The 21809-nt window shown below is 38.2% G+C and carries 21 protein-coding genes and 1 tRNA gene; 11 read left to right on the top strand and 11 right to left on the bottom strand.

Annotated elements, in window-relative coordinates:
• Positions 1–12 precede the first annotated feature (12 nt).
• From ACPT8Q_RS02925 to ACPT8Q_RS02960, 8 genes are all read left to right on the top strand, one after another.
• On the top strand, positions 13–858 hold the full coding sequence (locus ACPT8Q_RS02925; RefSeq protein ID WP_005652116.1) for a 23S rRNA (adenine(2030)-N(6))-methyltransferase RlmJ: 846 nt from the start codon (positions 13–15) through the stop codon (positions 856–858).
• Between the two features lie 152 nt (positions 859–1010).
• Entirely contained in the window at positions 1011–1340 is a 330-nt protein-coding gene (locus ACPT8Q_RS02930; protein ID WP_005629464.1) for a YbaB/EbfC family nucleoid-associated protein, read from the top strand.
• Positions 1341–1472: 132 nt separating this feature from the next.
• Positions 1473–2075, top strand: coding sequence for a recombination mediator RecR (gene recR, locus ACPT8Q_RS02935; protein ID WP_005641249.1), 603 nt, complete (start codon positions 1473–1475; stop codon positions 2073–2075).
• 15 nt (positions 2076–2090) lie between these two features.
• The gene (locus ACPT8Q_RS02940) at positions 2091–4046 is read left to right on the top strand and encodes a DNA topoisomerase III (protein ID WP_050948873.1); all 1956 of its coding nucleotides are present in this window, start codon (positions 2091–2093) and stop codon (positions 4044–4046) included.
• Positions 4047–4154: 108 nt separating this feature from the next.
• On the top strand, positions 4155–4496 hold the full coding sequence (gene secG, locus ACPT8Q_RS02945; RefSeq protein WP_005691381.1) for a preprotein translocase subunit SecG: 342 nt from the start codon (positions 4155–4157) through the stop codon (positions 4494–4496).
• Positions 4497–4520: 24 nt separating this feature from the next.
• A tRNA-Leu gene (locus ACPT8Q_RS02950) sits at positions 4521–4606 on the top strand.
• A gap of 153 nt (positions 4607–4759) precedes the next feature.
• The gene (locus ACPT8Q_RS02955; protein WP_374955603.1) at positions 4760–4867 is read left to right on the top strand and encodes an integrase arm-type DNA-binding domain-containing protein; all 108 of its coding nucleotides are present in this window, start codon (positions 4760–4762) and stop codon (positions 4865–4867) included.
• Positions 4868–4924: 57 nt separating this feature from the next.
• The gene (locus ACPT8Q_RS02960; RefSeq protein ID WP_230304891.1) at positions 4925–5116 is read left to right on the top strand and encodes a phage integrase central domain-containing protein; all 192 of its coding nucleotides are present in this window, start codon (positions 4925–4927) and stop codon (positions 5114–5116) included.
• A gap of 214 nt (positions 5117–5330) precedes the next feature.
• Here the strand turns inward: ACPT8Q_RS02960 and ACPT8Q_RS02965 are convergent, their stop codons facing one another.
• The 7 genes from ACPT8Q_RS02965 to uvrA form a co-directional block, all read right to left on the bottom strand.
• Positions 5331–5552 (bottom strand): sulfurtransferase TusA family protein, encoded by a 222-nt coding sequence (locus ACPT8Q_RS02965; RefSeq protein WP_006996233.1) that lies wholly within the window; start codon positions 5550–5552, stop codon positions 5331–5333.
• Positions 5549–6067 (bottom strand): hemerythrin domain-containing protein, encoded by a 519-nt coding sequence (locus tag ACPT8Q_RS02970; RefSeq protein WP_050948874.1) that lies wholly within the window; start codon positions 6065–6067, stop codon positions 5549–5551. The genes ACPT8Q_RS02965 and ACPT8Q_RS02970 overlap by 4 nt, the downstream gene beginning before the upstream one ends.
• Positions 6068–6131: 64 nt before the next feature.
• Positions 6132–7280, bottom strand: a complete 1149-nt coding sequence (gene tgt / locus ACPT8Q_RS02975; RefSeq protein ID WP_050948875.1) for a tRNA guanosine(34) transglycosylase Tgt — start codon at positions 7278–7280, stop codon at positions 6132–6134.
• A gap of 344 nt (positions 7281–7624) precedes the next feature.
• Positions 7625–8716 carry a tRNA preQ1(34) S-adenosylmethionine ribosyltransferase-isomerase QueA gene (queA, locus tag ACPT8Q_RS02980; RefSeq protein WP_050948876.1) on the bottom strand — a complete coding sequence of 364 codons (1092 nt, stop codon included), beginning with the start codon at positions 8714–8716 and terminating at the stop codon, positions 7625–7627.
• A gap of 124 nt (positions 8717–8840) precedes the next feature.
• Positions 8841–9287: a hypothetical protein gene (locus ACPT8Q_RS02985; RefSeq protein WP_050948877.1), complete on the bottom strand. Its 447-nt coding sequence runs from the start codon at positions 9285–9287 to the stop codon at positions 8841–8843.
• A 93-nt stretch (positions 9288–9380) separates the two neighbouring features.
• Positions 9381–13718 carry an adhesion and penetration autotransporter Hap gene (gene hap / locus ACPT8Q_RS02990; protein ID WP_050948878.1) on the bottom strand — a complete coding sequence of 1446 codons (4338 nt, stop codon included), beginning with the start codon at positions 13716–13718 and terminating at the stop codon, positions 9381–9383.
• 318 nt (positions 13719–14036) lie between these two features.
• Positions 14037–16868, bottom strand: coding sequence for an excinuclease ABC subunit UvrA (gene uvrA, locus ACPT8Q_RS02995; RefSeq protein ID WP_050948879.1), 2832 nt, complete (start codon positions 16866–16868; stop codon positions 14037–14039).
• Positions 16869–17020: 152 nt separating this feature from the next.
• Between uvrA and ACPT8Q_RS03000 the strand changes: the two genes are divergently transcribed.
• A complete protein-coding gene (locus ACPT8Q_RS03000) occupies positions 17021–17542 on the top strand; it encodes a single-stranded DNA-binding protein (protein ID WP_050948880.1) in 522 nt (173 codons plus the stop codon).
• A gap of 184 nt (positions 17543–17726) precedes the next feature.
• Here ACPT8Q_RS03000 and ACPT8Q_RS03005 read toward each other — a convergent pair whose 3' ends face one another.
• The 4 genes from ACPT8Q_RS03005 to bcp form a co-directional block, all read right to left on the bottom strand.
• Entirely contained in the window at positions 17727–18524 is a 798-nt protein-coding gene (locus ACPT8Q_RS03005; RefSeq protein WP_116967526.1) for a TonB family protein, read from the bottom strand.
• 9 nt (positions 18525–18533) lie between these two features.
• Positions 18534–18977, bottom strand: coding sequence for a TonB system transport protein ExbD (exbD, locus tag ACPT8Q_RS03010; protein ID WP_005656183.1), 444 nt, complete (start codon positions 18975–18977; stop codon positions 18534–18536).
• Between the two features lie 3 nt (positions 18978–18980).
• Positions 18981–19433 (bottom strand): TonB-system energizer ExbB, encoded by a 453-nt coding sequence (gene exbB / locus ACPT8Q_RS03015; RefSeq protein WP_042594194.1) that lies wholly within the window; start codon positions 19431–19433, stop codon positions 18981–18983.
• A 142-nt stretch (positions 19434–19575) separates the two neighbouring features.
• Positions 19576–20043, bottom strand: coding sequence for a thioredoxin-dependent thiol peroxidase (gene bcp / locus ACPT8Q_RS03020; protein WP_042594196.1), 468 nt, complete (start codon positions 20041–20043; stop codon positions 19576–19578).
• Positions 20044–20143: 100 nt separating this feature from the next.
• On the opposite strand from bcp, the gene dapA reads away from it, so the two are divergent.
• On the top strand, positions 20144–21040 hold the full coding sequence (dapA, locus tag ACPT8Q_RS03025; protein WP_050948882.1) for a 4-hydroxy-tetrahydrodipicolinate synthase: 897 nt from the start codon (positions 20144–20146) through the stop codon (positions 21038–21040).
• A gap of 111 nt (positions 21041–21151) precedes the next feature.
• Positions 21152–21799 (top strand): outer membrane protein assembly factor BamC, encoded by a 648-nt coding sequence (bamC, locus tag ACPT8Q_RS03030; RefSeq protein ID WP_050948883.1) that lies wholly within the window; start codon positions 21152–21154, stop codon positions 21797–21799.
• Positions 21800–21809 lie beyond the last annotated feature (10 nt).

The following is a 21809-nucleotide window of genomic DNA, read 5'->3' on the forward strand; positions in this document are numbered from 1 at the left end:
AAGGAATATATTATGCTAAGTTATCGTCACTCATTTCACGCAGGCAATCACGCCGATGTCTTAAAACATATCGTCTTAATGCTTATTTTGGAAAATCTTAAACTCAAAGAAAAAGGCTTTTTTTACTTAGATACGCACTCTGGCGTGGGGCGTTATCGTTTATCCTCAAACGAATCAGAAAAAACGGGGGAATATAAAGAAGGTATTGGACGCTTGTGGGATCAAACCGACTTACCCGAAGATGTTGCACGTTATGTAAAAATGATCAAAAAACTCAATTATGGTGGCAAAGAACTACGTTATTACGCGGGTTCTCCATTAATTGCTGCGGAATTGTTGCGCCCACAAGATCGTGCACTATTGACCGAGCTTCATCCTAGCGATTATCCAATTCTTCGCAATAATTTTAGCGACGACAAAAATGTCACCGTAAAATGTGACAATGGCTTTCAACAAGTCAAAGCAACGCTACCTCCAAAAGAACGCCGTGGCTTAGTGCTAATCGATCCGCCTTATGAATTAAAAGAAGATTATGATCTTGTCGTCAAAGCTATTGAAGAAGGCTATAAGCGTTTTGCCACTGGCACCTATGCGATTTGGTATCCCGTTGTATTACGCCAACAAACTAAACGTATTTTTAAGGGCTTAGAAGCAACGGGAATTAGAAAAATTCTAAAAATTGAGCTCGCTATTCGCCCTGATAGCGATCAACGAGGAATGACCGCAAGCGGTATGGTGGTAATTAATCCACCTTGGACATTAGAAACCCAAATGAAAGAAATTTTGCCTTATCTGACAAAAACATTAGTTCCAGAAGGTACAGGAAGTTGGACGGTCGAATGGATTACACCAGAGTAATTCCTCATTATAAACGCCACTAAATTTCACCGCACTTTATAGCTTAAAAGTGCGGTGAAATTTTCTGAGATTTTAAATAAATCCCACAGTTCCCAAAAGCCTATTTTTTCGCTAGAATGCACGCAATTTTTGACTTAATAAAGGATAACATTATGTTTGGAAAAGGCGGTTTAGGCGGCTTAATGAAACAAGCCCAACAAATGCAAGAAAAAATGCAAAAAATGCAGGAAGAAATCGCGCAACTAGAAGTAACGGGTGAATCTGGTGCAGGTTTAGTGAAAATCACAATTAATGGTGCACATAACTGCCGTCGCATTGACATTGATCCGTCTTTAATGGAAGACGATAAGGAAATGTTAGAAGATTTAATCGCAGCTGCTTTTAATGATGCGGTACGTCGTGCAGAAGAATTACAAAAAGAAAAAATGGCATCGGTTACCGCTGGAATGCCATTACCTCCAGGAATGAAGTTTCCGTTTTAATCGAACACTTGTCTTCCCCTGCTTGCGGGGGAAGGTGTCGCAAAGCGACGGAAGGGGGTTCCCCCTAAGCCTTCGGTAGCTTCCTCCGTAAATAGAGGGAGCGGAAAGTAGCCTTATATTTCATCTCAAATTATGCAAAGCAGTCCACTTTTAGAACACCTTATTGAAAACTTACGTTGTCTTCCAGGCGTAGGGCCTAAATCTGCGCAACGTATGGCTTATCATCTTTTACAACGTAATCGTAGCGGTGGAATGAATTTAGCTCAAGCACTCACAGAAGCCATGTCTAAAATTGGTCATTGCTCACAATGTCGAGACTTTACGGAAGAAGACACTTGCAACATTTGCAATAATCCACGCCGTCAAAATTCAGGTTTGCTTTGTGTCGTTGAAATGCCAGCAGATATTCAAGCGATTGAGCAAACGGGGCAATTTTCAGGACGTTATTTTGTTTTAATGGGACACTTATCACCACTTGATGGTATTGGACCTCGTGAAATTGGCTTAGATTTACTGCAAAAACGCTTAGTAGAAGAATCTTTCCACGAAGTGATTCTTGCAACAAATCCAACGGTGGAAGGCGATGCGACGGCAAATTATATCGCTGAAATGTGCCGCCAACACAATATCAAAGTGAGTCGTATCGCTCACGGTATCCCTGTGGGTGGGGAACTAGAAACTGTAGACGGCACAACGCTTACCCACTCATTTCTAGGTCGTCGTCAAATCGACTAATCTTCTCATACCATTATGCGTTTATTTATCGCCGAAAAACCAAGCTTAGCTCGCGCTATTGCAGATGTGCTACCCAAACCCCATCAACGTGGAGATGGTTTTATTAAATGTGGCGATAATGATGTGGTAACTTGGTGTGTGGGGCATTTGCTTGAGCAAGCAGAACCCGATGCCTATGACCCTAAATTCAAACAATGGCGTTTAGAACATCTCCCTATTATTCCTGAAAAATGGCAACTTTTACCGCGAAAAGAAGTAAAAAAACAGCTTTCTGTGGTGGAAAAACTGATCCATCAAGCGGATACACTTGTTAATGCAGGAGACCCTGATAGAGAAGGGCAATTGCTGGTAGATGAAGTGTTTAGCTATGCTAATTTAGCTACCGAAAAACGCGATAAAATTTTACGCTGCTTGATTAGCGACCTAAATCCAAGTGCGGTAGAAAAAGCAGTAAAAAAATTACAACCCAACCGTAACTTTATTCCTCTTGCCACCTCTGCACTCGCACGAGCCCGCGCAGATTGGCTTTATGGCATTAATATGACCAGAGCCTATACCATTCGTGGCAGACAAACTGGCTATGATGGCGTGCTTTCTGTTGGCCGAGTGCAAACCCCAGTGCTAGGTTTAATTGTACGTCGAGATTTGGAAATTGAACATTTCCAGCCCAAAGATTTCTTTGAAGTACAGGCTTGGGTTAATCCAGAGACTAAAGAAGAAAAAACTCAGGAGAAATCAACCGCACTTTTTAGTGCCTTATGGCAACCTAGCAAAGCTTGTGAAGATTACCAAGATGATGACGGCAGGGTGCTCTCTAAAGGCTTGGCAGAAAACGTTGTAAAACGTATTACAAATCAACCTGCGGAAGTAACCGAATACAAAGACGTTCGTGAAAAAGAAACCGCCCCTTTGCCTTATTCCCTTTCTGCATTACAAATTGATGCGGCAAAACGATTCGGTATGTCCGCTCAGGCCGTATTAGATACGTGCCAACGCCTGTATGAAACTCATCGTTTGATTACTTATCCGCGTTCTGATTGTCGCTATTTACCCGAAGAACATTTTGCCGAACGACACAATGTACTAAATGCAATTTCAACCCATTGTGAAACTTATCAACGCTTACCAACTGTTATTTCAACTGAACAGAGAAATCGTTGTTGGAATGATAAAAAAGTAGAGGCTCATCACGCAATCATTCCGACTGCCAAAAATCGTCCAGTAAATCTAACACAAGAAGAACGTAATATTTACAGTCTTATCGCTCGCCAATATTTAATGCAATTTTGTCCTGACGCAGAATATCGTAAAAGCAAAATCACATTAAACATTGCTGGCGGTACTTTTATCGCTCAAGCGCGAAATTTACAAACCGCTGGGTGGAAAGAATTATTAGGCAAAGAAGACGACACAGAAAATCAAGAACCCTTATTACCAATAGTAAAGAAAGGACAAATTTTGTATTGTGAACACGGAGAGGTAATTAGTAAAAAAACTCAACCGCCAAAGCCTTTCACAGATGCAACCTTGCTTTCAGCAATGACGGGTATTGCACGATTTGTACAGGATAAAGAACTCAAAAAAATTCTGCGAGAAACGGATGGATTGGGCACAGAGGCTACTCGCGCAGGCATCATTGAGTTACTTTTTAAACGCGGTTTTTTAACGAAAAAAGGGCGAAATATTCATAGTACAGAAACAGGAAGAATTTTAATTCAGGCATTACCAGATATTGCCACCCAACCAGATATGACGGCTCATTGGGAATCGCAACTCACAGACATTAGTCAAAAACAAGCCACTTATCAGCAATTTATGTATAACCTAAATAAAATGCTACCTGATTTAGTCCGTTTTGTAGATCTTAATGCATTAAGACAATTAAGTCGCATTAAAATGATTAAATCTGATAGAGCAAAACCTAAAAGTGCGGTAAAAAAATCGAGTAAATCAAACGGTGAAACTGATTAAAGTTAAACCAATTAATATTTTTTTTATGCAAAGCACTTGCGAGAAAATTGAATTTTCTATAACATTCACGACCAGTTTTCTTGCAAAATTGCAAATTAGAGAGAAAAAATGTATCAAGTTCTTTTATTTATTTATGTTGTTGTCGCGATTGCCTTGATCGGGTTTATTCTCGTTCAACAAGGTAAAGGAGCGAACGCTGGTGCATCTTTTGGTGGTGGCGCATCAGGTACAATGTTTGGCTCTGCTGGTGCAGGTAACTTTTTAACACGTACTAGTGCGATTTTAGCAACCGCATTTTTTGTTATTGCCCTTGTTTTAGGTAACATGAATTCACATAAAGGCAATATTCAAAAAGGTGCTTTTGACGATTTATCACAAGCTGCAGAGCAAGTTCAGCAACAACAAGCAGCTCCAGCGAAAGACAATAAAAATAGCGACATCCCACAATAAAATAGGATTAGCATAAAAATTAACGCTCTGGTGGTGGAATTGGTAGACACGCTATCTTGAGGGGGTAGTGACCACAGGTCGTGCGAGTTCAAGTCTCGCCCAGAGCACCATTTGACTAAACAAAGCCCCGCAAAACTAATCGCGGGGTTTTGTTTTATCCAGGTTTCACAAGGGTTTATAGCACTTTCACCCCTCATATCTAATCGTCTTTAATTGTCTTTAATCGCTGTTTTTAGTAACACTATTAGTAACACCAACTTATTATGTTACTATATCCATTATTAGATGCTCGCGCTAAACGTGAAGAATATCGTGCGTCACTTACGAAAGGTATCGATCCACAAGAAGAAAAAATACGCATTCAACAATAATATGAAAACTGCTTAAAATATACTTTTCATTCTGTTGCAGAAAGTTATTTTTATGGCATTTATAAAGAAAAGGCTAAAAATTCAGAAACACGAGAAAAGAATTGGGAACGATTGAAAAATCATATCTTCCCTTATATTGGTGATAAGCATCTATCAGAAATAAAAGTAAAAGAGTTAGTTAGCATTTGTGAAAAAATAGCAGATAGAAGTAACACGCTCAAAAAATACACCAGATTATCGGTGCAATAATGGATCGTGCGATAACACAAGGTATCATAGAAAGTCATAATTGCAGATTGGTCTTGAAAAACTATTAATTTGCTGCTCTTTCTTAACGACATTACGATTAAAAGAGACAGTAAGTGCGTAATAGTCAGAAATTGGTTTTAAAATGCTTGAATTTACTGACTTCGATTACATCTATAAGCAAATAGTTTTTGAGTTATTATCTAGTACATTAATTTTATTTTTTCAAGATAACAATAAATTCTTTTTCCGAAGTGTAATATTGCTCGACCAAAGCAACAGAATTTTCTTCTGCAAAAATAGAAAAATTTTCTACCGCACTTTCAAGGTTTAAAATCAACATTAGCTCATCATTTTTATCTAAATTTTTTAAGGCTTTTTTGGCACTTAAAAGAGGAATTGGGCATCGAAGTGCGGTTAAATTGAGCTGATATTTCATTCTGGAACTTGACGACGAATGCTCATATTTTTACCCATTTCAGACAACACATCATCAGCTAAAAATTCTCGCCCCATTTCAAATAAAGGTTCTTCTAACGTAATATGACGCTCATAACCTTGAATAAAGCGTTCAATTAAATGCTCATCAATATTTTGACGTTGTTCAGAAATAAGCTCTTCTAACTGCGCAGATAACGCATTCCAATTTTTATGCAAATTTTTGTGCTGTTGTTCCAATTCATCAATGGTGCTTTGTGCTTGCGGAGCCACTTTGACTAATTGAGGGAAAAAATCTAATTCTTCATCATCGTGATGTAAAGGCGCGGCACGATTAAAATAGCTTAAAATCTGCTCAACATCATTTAATACAGCCTGAGTATAGCCGTGTTTTTCTAGATAATCAGGCAAAATGCTTAACTGACGACAAAAACGTTTTACCTTGCTATGGCAGGCATAAAGCATTTCAATAGGTTCATTCCATGTAGCGAATTGTTGGGGTTCAAGAATTTGCATAAGATTTCCTTTGTTAAAAAGTGCGGTCAAAAAACGTTTCATTTTTCTACCGCACTTTCATCAATTATGATTTATCTGCTAATTGTAATGGCGGAACAGGTTTGCCCATACGAGCATAAAATTCTACTACAAAATCATCAAAACGATCATCTTCTATTGCTTGACGAATTTCTGCCATTAAACGTTGATAATAGCGTAAATTGTGAATGGTATTTAAGCGTGCACCTAAAATTTCACCACACTTATCTAAATGATATAAATAAGCTTTGGTGTAGTTTTTGCAGGTGTAGCAATCACATTCAGGATCTAACAGACTGGTATCATCACGATATTTTGCATTACGGATTTTAACAATACCATTAGTCACGAATAAATGACCGTTACGGGCGTTACGGGTTGGCATTACGCAGTCAAACATATCAATACCACGGCGAACACCTTCCACTAAATCTTCTGGCTTACCCACGCCCATTAAATAACGTGGTTTATCCGCAGGAATTTGTGGGCAAATATATTCTAAAATGCGGTGCATATCTTCTTTTGGTTCGCCGACAGCTAAACCGCCCACCGCATAACCGTCAAAGCCAATATTCACTAAGCCTTCTAGTGATACTTTGCGTAATTCTTCAAATACGCCGCCTTGAATAATACCGAATAGCGCATTTTTATTGCCTAATTCATCAAAGCGATCACGGCTACGTTTTGCCCAACGAAGTGACATTTCCATAGATTTTTTCGCATAATCGAAAGTCGCTGGATAAGGCGTACATTCATCGAAAATCATCACGATGTCAGAACCCAAATCATATTGAATTTCCATGGATTTTTCAGGCGAAAGGAAGATCCGCTCGCCGTTAATTGGGTTTTGGAATTTCACGCCTTCTTCAGTAATTTTACGTAATTTACCTAAACTGAATACTTGGAAACCGCCACTGTCAGTCAAAATCGGGCGAGGCCATTGCATAAAGTTGTGCAAATCGCCGTGTTTACGCATAATTTCTTGCCCTGGACGTAACCATAAATGGAAAGTGTTACCCAAAAGAATTTCTGCACCTGTCGCACGCACTTCTTCTGGCGTCATGCCTTTTACGGTGCCATAAGTACCTACTGGCATAAATGCAGGGGTTTCTACGCTGAACGTGCCTTGTGGACGCTCAAATACTAAACGACCACGACGGGCATTGCCGCTTGTTTTATCTAATTCATACTTCATTTTTGCTCCAACGAATAAACAGTTCGAAGATTTTTGTGAATAAAAAAGCCTGTTCAAAGTTACAGGCTTTATGCTATCATATTTTTAATGCTCTTTGAGCAGAGGCGGATCTGCTAAGATAGTCCGCCAGTTGCCGCTGTCGGGCTATTTCGTAGATCCTGAGTGTGTTAATCATACTAAGGATAAAAATATGACTAAATTTATGATTAAGTTGGTCATCATTATTCTACTTTGCCTGTTATTGAAAAGTAGCACTGGCCATTAGTAGTTGATGCCGACAAGGGATGGTAACCGCCATCTGTTGTTCTTTATTGTAAGTGCTGACTAATTACAAGTCAAACAACTTATTCTAATCCTTTTACATTTGGATTTTTAGTGATGAACATCGCATCGCCATAACTGAAAAAACGATAGTGATTCTCGACCGCACTTTTATAAGCATTCATTGTATTTTTATAACCAGCAAAAGCTGAAACTAACATAATCAATGTGCTTTCAGGTAAGTGGAAATTAGTAATTAAGCAATCCACCACTCGGAATTTTTTCCCTGGATAAATAAAAATAGAGGTATCAGAAAAATAAGGCTCAATTAAATCTGGATTGCCAAATTCTTCTGCAGAAAGCGCCGCACTTTCAATAGAACGAACAGAAGTGGTTCCCACTGCAATTACACGTTTGCCCGCTTTTTTTGTTGCAATAATCGCATTGCAAACTTCTTGGGAAACTTCCACGTACTCCGCGTGCATTACGTGATCTTCAATATTTTCCACACGAACAGGCTGGAATGTTCCCGCGCCGACATGCAATGTAACAAATTCAAAATTCACACCTTTTGCTTTGAGTTTTTCAAGTAAATTTTCATCAAAATGTAAGCCCGCTGTTGGTGCCGCTACAGCACCTGGGACTTTACTATAAACGGTTTGATAACATTCTTGATCGGCTTCTTCATCTGGACGATCAATATAAGGTGGCAATGGCATATGTCCAATGGCTTGTAATATATCTAAAAGAGCGGTTGATTTATCACTTAATTCCACTTCAAACAATGCACCATGACGCGCTTTCATTACCGCTTTAATGCCATTATTTTCGCCTAATTTATCTTCCCCTAAAAATAATTCAGTCCCTTCTTTAGGGGATTTCGATGAACGAATATGCGCTAAGAAACGATGTTCATCTAACATTCTCTCAACTAAAACTTCAATTTTGCCACCACTGGCTTTACGCCCAAACATTCTTGCAGGAATAACGTGCGTATTATTAAAAATCAACAAATCGCCTTCATCAATTAAATCTAATACATCAGAAAAAGTGCGGTGAGAAATTTCCCCGTTTTCGCCATTTAACTGTAATAAACGACAAGAAACACGATCAATTTTAGGATAACGAGCAATTAATTCATCGGGTAAATCAAAATTAAAGTCTGAAACACGCATAATAAAATTTAGGTTAAATAAAATAGGCGATAAGTCTAGTTTGAATTGAAAATGATCTCAAGAAAAAATCTTTTCTACAGGAAAGATAAAATAACCAGCAATTATGCTGGTCATTTGGGATTAATTATGAATTTGCTTTTTTAGTTGCTTTTACGTTTACATCACAATTTTTGACGATGATATTATCGCTAGATTTACCTTTTTGAATTAAATTTACAGGCACAACAGAATCAAATTTATCTAACGTTAAGCCACTATCTACATTCCAAACATAATCCCCAGAAACGAAACTTGTAAAGTCATTTTGTGATTTATCACGAGTAAAATCTTTCGCAATAATGCCATCGCCCACACTTACCATTGCAGCAACTGGTTCTTGGTTTTCAAATTGATACACCGCAGTCACAGTTTGTTTATTGCAAGAATATACAGCTGTTTTATCAGTGATTGTTGGAATTGTTTGCATTTCAGCCATTTGTGCAGATGATTTTGTCATTTCAGGTGCATCCTTTGCACAAGCAGATAATACGACGGCAGCAGCAAATGCTGGTAAAAGTTTAGTTAAATTCATTATTAAATCCTCTTAATTAATCCCCTATAGGGTGCTACTTAGATACTTTTAATTAAATAAAGTTCCATTATTAGAATAAAATTATGTTGATTTTTACCAACGATATCCTAATTTCACGCCCATATTTCGCTGTTTACCGAGTTGCGAACCTTGAGATTTAGAAATAAAAGCAGAAAGTTGGAAATGTAAAATTTCCGCTTTTAATCCCACTTCTTTTTGCCAATAACGTCCAAATGGTTGTTGCAACACCGTGAGATTTACCGTGGTTTGTACGTTGGCGTTTGAAACATCAACATAATTGACGAAGAAATAAGGCTTAACGCTGATATTATCCGTCGGGGTAAACGTATAATCGACCCGTACTCCAGCATTATAGCGATTAAATGCAAGGCTCGGTGTTTGCACTTTCACTTCCTCAGATTGATAATTTTCACGTTCAATAAAATAGCGATTAACTCCAAAATAAGGCTGAATACCCAATTGCCCTAAATGGAACGAATAACTTGCATTCACGCCATAATTTATCGCTTTTCGATGAATTTTTCGGCTTTGTTCTTCAGCCATTTTACTCGCACTGATTCCCGTTCCCACGTTTACACCAAATTGTAAATCGCCCCATTGATATTGGGCAAAACCCGACATCATCGTTAATGTCGCGTGATTTTTAACCTGTTCATCAAAGGTATTATCTGAACGGCTATGCGAGAAAACTGCCCCAATTCGTCCATTAGCTAAGGCTTTTTGCACCCCAATTTGACGTAAGTTCGTTTTCTGCTGATAAGCACGGAACGCATCAGAATCATAGCGTCTTTTATCCTGTGCGATATTTGTCCACACGGCAGATTGTGCTTGATCTACAAAAAGACGATCTAATTCATCTTGAACGGAAAGCATACTATTTACTGTCGCAGACAACTCCGATAACGCACTATTTGAATAACGGCTGATCAAGTCTTTTTGTTTGCGTTGTCTTTCCGCTTCTTCTTGAGCTAGACGTTCTTTTTCTGCTTGCTCAGCCACTGCTAAGGCTTTTTCTAGTTGTTGTGTTAAATTCAACTTAGCTAATTTTGCATTAGCAAAATCAATCTGAGCGGTTTCTTTTTCCACCAATGCAGTTGCCAAGGCTAAATTTGCGTTATCTAACGCTTTCGCTGTTTGTAAATTTGGTGTGGTTTGATAATCAGCTTTGGCAGTTTGTGCTTTTTCTTGAGAGGTTTTAACTTGCTCGTTCTTTTGGTTAAGTGCAGTTACTTTCTGATTTTGCACCGCTTGTGCCATTTGCTGTTGGGCATTAATCACCTCAAGCCCGGCTTGTAATACGTTTAACTGGCTTTGATCAGGCGGAGGCAGGGTATCAGAAAACGCCGCTCTTCTTGACCGCACTTTTGCTTTAGAGCTTTGTGTTGTTGGCACCAGCTCAGCTTGTTTTGCTTCTAATGTTCGTTCTGCTTGCTCTGATCTTACTAAGTCATTGCGCAATTCCTGCTCTTTTATTGGGTTATGCAAGCGGAATTCGCCATTATTCTTCACTAATTTATAACGTAATGCACCTGCATCAACGTGGTCATTTTCTAAAGTAAATTTGAGCTTATCTGATAACGGTTTATTATCTTTGCTTTCAACCAAAGTTAATTGCTCAAGGGTCACGGGTTCTGTGCCTGTGTTGCGAACAGATAATGTGTAATCGCCCTCAGCGTCATAGGATAATTTTAATTTATCGCTTTTATAGCCAAATAAAGATGAAGTAAATTGGAATGTGCCTTGCCCGCTCAATTTACCATTTACTGTCAATGTGTTGAAACGATGTTCTGCCGATTTTGGTGTCATTTCCGTCTCTAATGAACGGCGGCGACGGCGTGGTGCATTATTTGAGCTAGCTGAATAAGCTGAATTTAACGTAACAGTACTATTATTTAGCGTTAAATTATGCAATGTGGTATCACTAGGCATTGTCCAAGTCGCATTTTCCAACATCACTGTTGTGCCTTTGTCGCCCTGAATTTGGTGCGAAAAATGGCTGTTTTTTAAAGAAAATTGAGCTGAATCCGTTAAATGCACATTACCCATTAAAGTAGCATTATCCACCGTTGCATTTGCATTATCAAAAAGTTGAATATTGCCTGTTTGGGTGGCATTGTTGCTTAATGTAAATTGGCTGTGATTTGTTAAAGTGACATTGCCATTAAGTTTTGCTAAACCTTTAACATTCGCCGTTGCATTATCAGTTAAATTAATAGAGCCATTAATTTGTGTTGTCGGTATGGAATTAATAACTTTTGTGTCGGTTAAATTCTCTGTTTTACAAGTCGTTAATCCTGTCCAATCCGAACGTGTACAAATGGTATTTTTCTGATTTGGCACAACACCAAATGTGGCATTTGCATTATTGCTGACTGTCCAATTTCCCTCAATTGAAGAAACATTGCGAGAAACCACCGCACTTCCGCCTTGAATATAAAAGTTTTCAGCTTTAAATGTACGGTTGATCCAATCGTGATCCCACACAATTTCGCCTTGTGGTATATTTTCCATTTTTGACCAACGTTCGTTCAAATGATTGTAGGCGTGCGGTGTCGGTCTACCGCTGAAAAATAGTTTGCCTTTTGTTTGGGTAATATCGCCGTTTAAGTTTGTACCGCCTGAAAGTAGTAAAGTACTATCTTCTGCAGTGGGTTGATAAATAAGGTTTAATCGCCCATTGTGTTTATTTTCATCTGTTTCGCCAAACCAACCGTTAAATGCAATATCTCGCTTATTAGTTAATTGTTTTAAATCATCATTTATGGTGTCATAACCTGTAATAGTAATATTAGCGGCTTGAGTTGTATTATGGTTCACAATCATCGCCCCCTCGTCCGTATTTTGGATACGTTTAAAGGTTAATGAATGTCCGTTAAGATCTAAGCGACCACCACGAAAGCCGAAATAAAATTTATCGGTATCAAATTGCTTGTCATCGTTTAATTGGACAGTCCCTCTACCGCTAACCAATCCGATTTCACTAAAGGCTTGTTTTTTGCCTTGCTCGTCTGCCTGCTGATCCAAAATGACTGTACCATCGCCTACACTGATGGAACCTTTATTTTCGCCTTTCCCCTGAACGTGTAATGTTCCTTTACCGATTTTAGAAAGGCGATCATTTTCTACGCCATTGACTTTCCAAATTACGGTACTTTCATCACTGATCGATATACCCGCCCCTTTCCACGTTTCATTATGGGTAGGCGAAACTATAAAATCTCCCTCAAAATACAAACCGCCTGCACCTTGATCAATATCGCTTGTTAAAGTAATTGTTCCATTTCCTTTATCAATAAAAGCAATATTTTTACCATTACTTAGTGCTGGAGAATAATAATTATTCCCATCATATGTATAAATTGGCTCTTTTTTACGATTGGGCAAATTATAATTCGCTATCTGTACTCTATACTTTTTATTATCTTGTGCTGTAACAGAAGCAGAACCATCTTTATTATCAGTAAAAGTATAATGGCGATCCTTAGGTGTTCTAGGATTAAATATGGTATGAATATCCTTAGCATAAACTTCATCGTAAAACCATTCTTCACGCACTAACTGAAATCCATTACCTCTTCCCACAAAAGGATTTCCGCTTTGTAATACACCATTTATAAGCCATTTTTCTTTTTTTGCATCATAAATAAACATTGGCGAACCACTATCGCCTTTAGAACCACCCGTTGGTAATGGGCCATAATGATTAGGGCTAACTACATTACCACTAAAATTGACTGTACCATTACCATTTCCACTCTGAGTATGAGTATTTCCTGCAGTAAGATAATGATATGCACCTGAGACATAATATGAACTATCTAAATTCTTTTCTTCATCTTTATCTGTACGCCAATACTGACGTCCTGAGCCTATACGCACACGCTCAGGATAATCCTCTTTATTAGCATATACCTTTCCATCCACAAGCGGTGTCATACCTATCGGTTCAATTTCAGTTACAAATTTATGTAAACGAGGCATATGGTAATCCCCATCATAATGATTACGTCCCTGATCAGGCTTATAATTGTTACGCTTAGCTATTTGATAAGTAAAACGATGTTGATCGGGATTTACTCCTTCCGCACCAAAATCAGCATCAGTGTACCCTCCATTGTGAGCAACACTTACAATATATTGCTCTCCCACTAATGTTGCATAGCCACCTCGCGACACCACAGAAAAATCAATCATCGGGGCTTTTGTCATTGATGTGCCAACTAATTGCCCTTGTTTGTTATAAACCTCAATATTTTTAGCCCCAACTGTGAACTTCCCTTTATTCTCGGCAAAATCACGATAATATTGGTAGTCAATCCCAAAATAAGTGTGACCTGCCCACGCTTGCGATACTATCCCTAATGAAATGCAAGCGGTTAAAAAATTCAGACGAAATACAGTTTTTTTCATAATGTTTATTTAATTAAGTAATTTTTCGTATTAAAAAATACGTGGTTAAACGACTATTGAACAATAAAAGTGCGGTGATTTTCTAAGGGATTTCAGCTAAAAAAACGAACTAAAAGGCACAAAAGAAAATAAATGAGTAAAACTATATAGTAATTAAGCCAAAATTTCTAGGTTTTTGCTTAATACTTAGTGGGTAATCTAATCTTGCGATGTGGTAATATTGTATATAATTTACATAGGCAACTAAAGTTAAAACAATATCACTAATAAAATAACCGCACTTTATGTGAGTTTTCTCTGAAAGTGCGGTCATTTTTTCTAAGGTTTTTCTAAAATCGGTTTAAGGAAGCGAGCGGTGTGGGAGCTTTTTACTTTAGCAACTTGCTCTGGTGTACCCGTCGCAATAATTTGTCCGCCGCCACTGCCTCCCTCTGGGCCAAGATCGACAATCCAGTCTGCGGTTTTAATCACATCAAGATTGTGTTCAATGACGACGATAGTATTTCCTTGGTCGCGTAATCGATGCAGTACTTCAAGTAATTGCTTAATGTCAGCGAAATGCAAACCAGTCGTCGGTTCATCTAGAATATACAAAGTTTTACCCGTATCACGTTTAGAAAGCTCGGTCGCTAGCTTAACGCGTTGTGCTTCGCCGCCTGAAAGTGTTGTGGAAGATTGACCTAATCGAATATAGGATAATCCCACATCCATCAAGGTTTGTAATTTTCTTGCAATCATTGGAATCGCATCAAAAAACTCGCGAGCTTCTTCCACTGTCATATCTAAAACTTGATGAATTGTTTTGCCTTTATAACGAATTTCTAAGGTTTCGCGATTATAGCGTTTGCCTTTACATTGGTCGCAAGGAACATAAACATCGGGTAAAAAGTGCATTTCAACTTTGAGTACACCATCGCCCTGACAGGCTTCACAGCGTCCACCTCGTACGTTAAAGCTAAAACGCCCAGGATTATAACCACGCGCACGGGCTTCTGGCACGCCAGCAAAAAGCTCACGAATCGGGGTAAATAAGCCTGTATAAGTGGCTGGATTTGAACGTGGCGTGCGTCCAATCGGGCTTTGGTTAATATCAATAACTTTATCGAAATGTTCTAACCCCTCAATGGATTGATAAGGTGCGTAATCTGTCTTTTCCGCTCGATTTAACGCATTTTGCGCAAGGGGAAATAAGGTGTCATTAATAAGCGTGGATTTTCCCGAACCTGACACACCAGTCACGCAAGTAAACAAACCAACGGGAATCTCTAAATTCACATTTTTTAAGTTATTCCCCGATGCCCCTTTAAGTTTTAGCCATTTTTTCTTATCAAGTGCGGTGCGTTTTTTCGGAATTTCGATTTTATCTGCGCCCGATAAAAATTTTCCTGTAATGGAATTTGGATTGAGCATAATTTCATCGGCATTTCCTTGCGCAATAACTTGACCGCCGTGTACGCCAGCACCAGGCCCAATATCAATAATATGGTCAGCCGCACGAATTGCATCTTCATCGTGTTCCACAACAATTACCGTATTACCAAGATTACGCAGATGAATTAATGTGTTAAGTAAGCGTTCATTATCACGTTGGTGCAAACCAATAGAGGGTTCATCTAATACATACATCACACCAACAAGTCCCGCACCGATTTGACTCGCAAGGCGAATACGTTGCGCCTCCCCACCTGAAAGGGTTTCCGCAGAACGAGAAAGAGAAAGATAATTCAAACCAACATTGACTAAAAACTGCAAACGCTCGCGGATTTCTTTAAGAATTTTTTCCGCAATTTGGGCTTTTTGACCTGTTAAAGAAAGTGCGGTAAAAAATTCAAGGGTTTCGCCAATGCTTTTTTCCGCAATTATCGGCAAATTGGTTTTTCCAATATACACATTACGCGCTTCGGGTCGCAAACGAGAACCGCCACAATCTATACAAGGTCGATTGCTAATATTTTTTGCCAATTCTTCACGCACCGACATTGATTCCGTTTCTTTATATCGGCGAGCCATATTATTCAAAATCCCTTCAAAAGGGTGCTTGCGAATAACCACATCGCCACGATCATTCATATATTGGAATTCAATTTCCTCTTTGCCTGAACCCTGCATAATGATATGTTGAATTTTCTTTGGCAAAGATTCATAAGGGGCTTCAACATCAAAATCATAATGTTTCGCTAATGATGTAAGCATTTGATAATAATAGAAATTACGACGATCCCAACCTTTCACTGCACCGCCTGCAAGGGAAATCGTTGGATTTTGCACCACACGATCTTCATCAAAATATTGCTGCACACCCAAGCCATCACAAGTTGGGCAAGCACCTGCAGGATTGTTAAAGGAAAACAAACGAGGCTCTAATTCTGGCACAGAATAACCACAATGCGGACAAGCAAAATTTGCCGAAAAAACTAATTCTTCCGCTTTCGGATTATCCATTTCTGCCACAATTGCAGTGCCACCAGAAAGCTCTAATGCGGTTTCAAAAGATTCGGCTAAACGTGTTGCCAAATCTGACCGCACTTTAAAGCGATCCACCACCACTTCAATTGTATGTTTTTTCTGTAAAGCTAATTTTGGCGGATCAGATAAATCGCAAATTTCGCCATCAATACGCGCACGAATATAACCTTGCGCAGCAATATTTTCTAAAATCTTGAGATGTTCGCCTTTGCGATTTTTGACCACTGGCGCAAGTAACATCATTTTGCTGTCTTCTGGCAAACTTAATACTTTATCCACCATTTGACTAATCGTTTGTGCCGTTAAGGGAACATTATGATCGGGACAACGAGGTTCTCCCACTCGAGCAAACAATAAACGTAAATAATCGTAAATTTCCGTAATGGTTCCCACTGTAGAACGTGGATTGTGTGAGGTTGATTTTTGTTCAATGGAAATTGCAGGGGAAAGCCCCTCAATAGAATCCACATCAGGCTTTTCCATTAAAGATAAAAACTGACGGGCATAAGCGGAAAGGGATTCAACATAACGGCGTTGCCCTTCCGCATAAAGCGTATCAAAGGCTAAAGAAGATTTCCCCGAACCTGAAAGCCCTGTGATCACCACAAGTTTATTGCGTGGAATGGTTAAATTAATATTTTTCAGATTATGGGTTCTAGCCCCGCGAATATCAATATTTTCCATAAAATAACTCAAAAGTATGAAATAAGTGTAAATTTTGCGATCATTATCGCATATTTTAATATCTGTGCAAATATCCAGTTAAAATATATAGATCTTTTAAAAAATTTCAGGCAAAATAACCGCACTTTTTTAGATAAAAAATGAGGTTTTTTATGGCTGGAGTTAATAAAGTCATTATTGTAGGTCATTTAGGTAATGATCCTGAAATTCGTACTATGCCAAACGGCGATGCCGTTGCAAATATCAGCGTAGCAACCAGTGAAAGCTGGAACGATCGTAATACGGGCGAACGCCGTGAAGTAACAGAATGGCACCGCATTGTATTTTATCGTCGTCAAGCGGAGATTTGCGGCGAATACTTGCGCAAAGGTTCTCAAGTTTATGTGGAAGGTCGTTTAAAAACACGTAAATGGCAAGATCAAAATGGTCAAGATCGCTACACCACAGAAATTCAAGGCGATGTAATGCAAATGCTTGGTGGACGTAATCAAAACGCAGGTGGTTATGGTAATGATATGGGGGGCGCACCACAATCCTCTTACCAAGCTCGTCAAACTAACAATGGTGGTAGTTATCAATCATCTCGTTCTGCGCCACAATCAGCCACATCACAACCAGCAACACCACAGGCTGAGCCACCAATGGACGGATTCGATGACGATATTCCGTTCTAAATGACATAGATTGAAAAGTAAATGATAAAAATCTGAGAGAAGTTGAATAAAAAAGAGCTTCTCTTTTTTTATTTTAATTTTTAAATTAAAAGGACTAAGCCTATGATTATAGACTTAGTCCTTGATTTTACAGCTTCACTTTTGAGGAAGATTAATCGCTATTACTTATCTTCTGCATTACATTTTATTGAAGCGTAAAACTAATTTGCACATTTAAACTCGAAGGAAAGCCTGCTGGTCTTGCTCCCACAGAACGAGAAACGTTAATAGCGTCTAATGCCGCCTTATCTAAACTTTCGTCGCCTGAGGATTTTGTAACTCTAGCTCCACTTAGCGAACCATCAGCTCCCACATTAAAAGATACACTCACTTTTCCTTGTTTACGCATTATCTTCGCTCGAGTTGGATAACGTTTATGACTTTCAATTTCACGGCGAATTGCAGAACGGTAAGCCGCTATTTCACTCGTATCCGTTCCACTTCCTGCTACCTGTGCATTGCTATTAGCAGCGCTTGTTGTGCTTGCTTTATCATTTACGTTAGCACTTGAATCAATATTTTTATCGCCTTTTGGTAGATCTTTATTGATTGGTTTCTGTTGTGGTTTAACCTCTTTTTTAGGTTTATTCTTTGGCTTTTCTTTCGGTTTTTCTTTGGGCTTTGGCTTTTCCTTTTCGGGTTCTTTGATTTTTTTCGGTTCAGGTTTTATTGTTGGATCTTCTACAATTTCTTGTTTTTCTGGCTCTGGCTCTGGCTCTGGCTCTGGCTCAGGCTCTTTTTGTACATTTTCAGGCTCTGGAGCAGGTTCTTCCAACACCATACCTTGCAAAAGCTCCATAGAAATACTTGTAGATATATCGCCTTGTGCACTATTTGCGCTATCACTTGGCTTATTCCAATTCCACAAGATAAATCCTATAACAATACCGTGTACGATCAAAGAAATAAGCAAACCCAATAGCGAACGTTTTGTTTGCTGCATAATTATTCCTTACGGCGTAGTTGGTACAGATTGGGAGGGAGTAGATTCTTGAGAATTTTTACCCGCACTTTTTCCCTTATCTTTCATAGAAACAATTGCCACATTTTTGATTTCATTTTTAGAAAGCATATCTGTAATAGTCACAAAATCTTGGAAGGAGGCTTCGGCATCAATTTTTAAAGTGACTTTCTGATCTTTATTCCATTGAGCAATTTCTGCTTCAAGAGCTTCTTGCGTAATAGGTCTATCATTGAAATAGAGCTGTTTATCCGCTGTCACTGTTAATAATTTAGCGAGCTCGTCAGATTTAAATGCGACTGCTGTACTGGCTTTTGGTACATTTACTTGAATTTTACCTTGAGAGATAAAAGATGCAGTAATAAGCACCACAGTAAGCAATACCAACATAATATCAATGAAAGGGATAATGTTGATTTCATCAAATTTTTTCACTGATTATTCCTTATCTTTTTGTTCGTTTAATACTTTCCATTTCAAACGATTAACTTCCACTTTACGACCTAAACCGTTATAAAACACCATAGATGGAATAGCCACTAGAATACCTAATGCTGTTGCTTTTAATGCTAAAGATAAGTGCAACATAATTTCACTTGGATCAATGTCGCCACCGCCGTGACCGATTTGATAGAAAGTTAATAAAATCCCGATAACTGTACCAAGTAATCCAACATAAGGTGCATTGGCACCGATGGTAGAAATCACTGTCATATTACGGTTTAAATCAATTTCTAATGCGTGAATAGTAGAATAATGTGCCACATTTACCTTTCTTAAAAAAAGGTAACGTTCAATTACCATCGCAAGCATAATAACGCTCATCAGTAATAATAAACCGATGATAAAATAATCACTGTACTGTTGTAAAAAATCAAAAAGTTGTAGCATTTTTTTTCCTTGTTATTTGAGAATGAATTTCAATCAGGCGAGGAATTCTAACAAAGGCTGAATAATGCGTAAACCTTGAATTGAAAAATTTATGAATTTTTACCGCACTTTATGTGGAAAAGTGCGGTTATTTTTTGAAAAATTATAAGGAGCGAAGATAATCAATGATCATTTGATGATGGTCTTTTGTCTTAAATTTATCAAATACTTGCATAATATTTCCGCTTTCATTAATTAAAAAACTAATTCGATGAATACCGTCGTAAGTTCTCCCCATAAATTTTTTTTCGCCCCATACGCCAAATTGTGCCGCAACTTGATGATCAGGATCAGAAAGCAATGTGAAATTAAGTTCTTTTTTCTCAATAAATTGAGCTAATTTTTTCGGAGCGTCAGGGCTAATGCCAAGTACAACTAAACCTAGTGCATCTAATTCGGATTTACTGTCACGCAATCCGCAGGCTTGTGTGGTACAGCCTGGCGTGAGTGCCTTTGGATAAAAATAAATTAAAACTTTTTTACCACGAAAATCATTTAAAGAAACAGGTTTTTCCTGTTGATTTAATAAGGTAAAAGCAGGTGCTTGATTACCAACAGATAATGGATTCATAAAAAAACTCCTTTAATGAAAAAAATTTGCAAATCAAAGTTATTTTAGCGACTATAACAAGTGAAACCAAATAATAAAATTAAAAACCGATGGAGGTTATATGTCAGCACAAAATCCTTTATTTTCGGGTAGTATTGTTGCCCTTGTTACGCCAATGAATCATTATGGCGAAGTCGATTTTTCCTGTTTAGAAAAATTAGTAGAACACCACATTGAAGCAGGTTCTAATGCGCTTGTTTCTGTAGGTACAACGGGAGAATCTGCCACGCTAAGTATTGAGGAAAATGTAAAAGTCATTGAAAAGACCGTTGAATTTGCCAAAGGACGTATTCCTATTATTGCGGGAGCGGGCGCAAATGCGACGAGTGAAGCAATTACAATGACTAAATTATTACGAGACAGTGGCGTAGCAGGATGTTTATCTGTTGTGCCTTATTATAATAAACCAACCCAAGAGGGAATATATCAACACTTTAAAGCCATTGCGGAATGTACTAATTTACCACAGATTCTTTATAACGTTCCTAGTCGCACAGGCAGTGATATGAAGCCAGAAACGGTTGCTCGTTTAGCTAAAATTGAAAATATTGTAGGTATTAAAGAAGCAACGGGAGATGTGAGCCGAATAGTTAAAATTAAGCAGCTTGCGGGTAAAAATTTTATTGTTTTAAGTGGTGATGATGCAACAGGCTTAGAAGCAATAAAATTAGGTGCTGAGGGAGTAATATCAGTAACAAATAACATTGCAGCAAAAGATATGGCTGATATGTGCCGTTATGCACTCGTGGGAGATTTTGATAAAGCGGAAGAAATTAATGCTCGTTTAATGCGTTTACATCACGACCTATTCATTGAATCCAATCCAATTCCAGTGAAGTGGGCAGCTTATCGATTAGGCTTAATTAAATCGCCACATTTACGCTTGCCACTTACGACACTTAGTGAAGAAATTCAACCAAAAGTAGAAGATGCACTAAAAATTGCAGGATTGTTATAAAAATAAAAGGGTAAGTAATTACCCCTCACTTTTATGTATTATAGATCAGTAAAATGATCAGAAAAGTGCGGTCAGAATTTATCAAATTTTCAATTTAGTTAAGGTTAGTATATGAAAAAAATAATATTGAGTTTAATAACGGCTATTATTCTAGCTGGTTGTTCGTCTAATCCCGAAACCTTAAAAGCAAGCAACGATTCATTTCAAAAATCTGAGGCGAGCATTCCCCATTTTTCCCCTTTGGCTACTGGAGGTGTACAATTACCAAAAGCTGATGATGCTTATTCGTTACCTAATATTGAAGTGAAAAAAAGGGGAGATATTGATATTCGTCCACCATTAATCCCTCTTGCTATTATTCAAAATTCAATAACAAAATTTGATGGAGAACGCTCGTTGATTGTCTATCCAAAACAAGAGGCAAAACTATATAATCTTCAGCAAGTTAAGCGTTTGTTGAAAGAAGAGGGTATTTCATCAACAACAAATGGTTCGATTTTAACGACCGATTGGACAAAAACAGAACGAATTGGCGATAAGTCTATAGAAATAAAATATCAAATAGAACAAGTTATGACACCTGATGTGAGTGCGATTACCGTATCTATTTTGCATATGCGCCGAGATGGTATTATTTTTACACCAAATGTATCAGATAAACAATATTATACTTCGGAACGTTTAAATCGCATTGTTTTAACACTCACTACCGCATACAACAAACAATTACAGGATTTATCAAGCACTTCAATTCAATAGGGTTTCGTCA

The organism is Haemophilus sp. HN_Hi10, assembly GCF_049821985.1.
GTDB classification, from domain to species: Bacteria; Pseudomonadota; Gammaproteobacteria; order Enterobacterales; family Pasteurellaceae; genus Haemophilus; species Haemophilus influenzae_D.

Coding starts and splice junctions, on each gene's coding strand:
- ACPT8Q_RS03005 (WP_116967526.1), bottom strand. CDS start 18,524: ATGCAGCAAACAAAACGTTCGCTATTGGGTTTGCTTATTTCTTTGATC.
- bamC (WP_050948883.1), top strand. CDS start 21,152: ATGAAAAAAATAATATTGAGTTTAATAACGGCTATTATTCTAGCTGGT.
- bcp (WP_042594196.1), bottom strand. CDS start 20,043: ATGAATCCATTATCTGTTGGTAATCAAGCACCTGCTTTTACCTTATTA.
- uvrA (WP_050948879.1), bottom strand. CDS start 16,868: ATGGAAAATATTGATATTCGCGGGGCTAGAACCCATAATCTGAAAAAT.
- exbB (WP_042594194.1), bottom strand. CDS start 19,433: ATGCTACAACTTTTTGATTTTTTACAACAGTACAGTGATTATTTTATC.
- secG (WP_005691381.1), top strand. CDS start 4,155: ATGTATCAAGTTCTTTTATTTATTTATGTTGTTGTCGCGATTGCCTTG.
- ACPT8Q_RS02955 (WP_374955603.1), top strand. CDS start 4,760: ATGTTACTATATCCATTATTAGATGCTCGCGCTAAACGTGAAGAATAT.
- ACPT8Q_RS02925 (WP_005652116.1), top strand. CDS start 13: ATGCTAAGTTATCGTCACTCATTTCACGCAGGCAATCACGCCGATGTC.
- queA (WP_050948876.1), bottom strand. CDS start 8,716: ATGCGTGTTTCAGACTTTAATTTTGATTTACCCGATGAATTAATTGCT.
- dapA (WP_050948882.1), top strand. CDS start 20,144: ATGTCAGCACAAAATCCTTTATTTTCGGGTAGTATTGTTGCCCTTGTT.
- ACPT8Q_RS02965 (WP_006996233.1), bottom strand. CDS start 5,552: ATGAAATATCAGCTCAATTTAACCGCACTTCGATGCCCAATTCCTCTT.
- ACPT8Q_RS03000 (WP_050948880.1), top strand. CDS start 17,021: ATGGCTGGAGTTAATAAAGTCATTATTGTAGGTCATTTAGGTAATGAT.
- recR (WP_005641249.1), top strand. CDS start 1,473: ATGCAAAGCAGTCCACTTTTAGAACACCTTATTGAAAACTTACGTTGT.
- ACPT8Q_RS02930 (WP_005629464.1), top strand. CDS start 1,011: ATGTTTGGAAAAGGCGGTTTAGGCGGCTTAATGAAACAAGCCCAACAA.
- tgt (WP_050948875.1), bottom strand. CDS start 7,280: ATGAAGTATGAATTAGATAAAACAAGCGGCAATGCCCGTCGTGGTCGT.
- ACPT8Q_RS02940 (WP_050948873.1), top strand. CDS start 2,091: ATGCGTTTATTTATCGCCGAAAAACCAAGCTTAGCTCGCGCTATTGCA.
- hap (WP_050948878.1), bottom strand. CDS start 13,718: ATGAAAAAAACTGTATTTCGTCTGAATTTTTTAACCGCTTGCATTTCA.
- ACPT8Q_RS02970 (WP_050948874.1), bottom strand. CDS start 6,067: ATGCAAATTCTTGAACCCCAACAATTCGCTACATGGAATGAACCTATT.
- ACPT8Q_RS02985 (WP_050948877.1), bottom strand. CDS start 9,287: ATGAATTTAACTAAACTTTTACCAGCATTTGCTGCTGCCGTCGTATTA.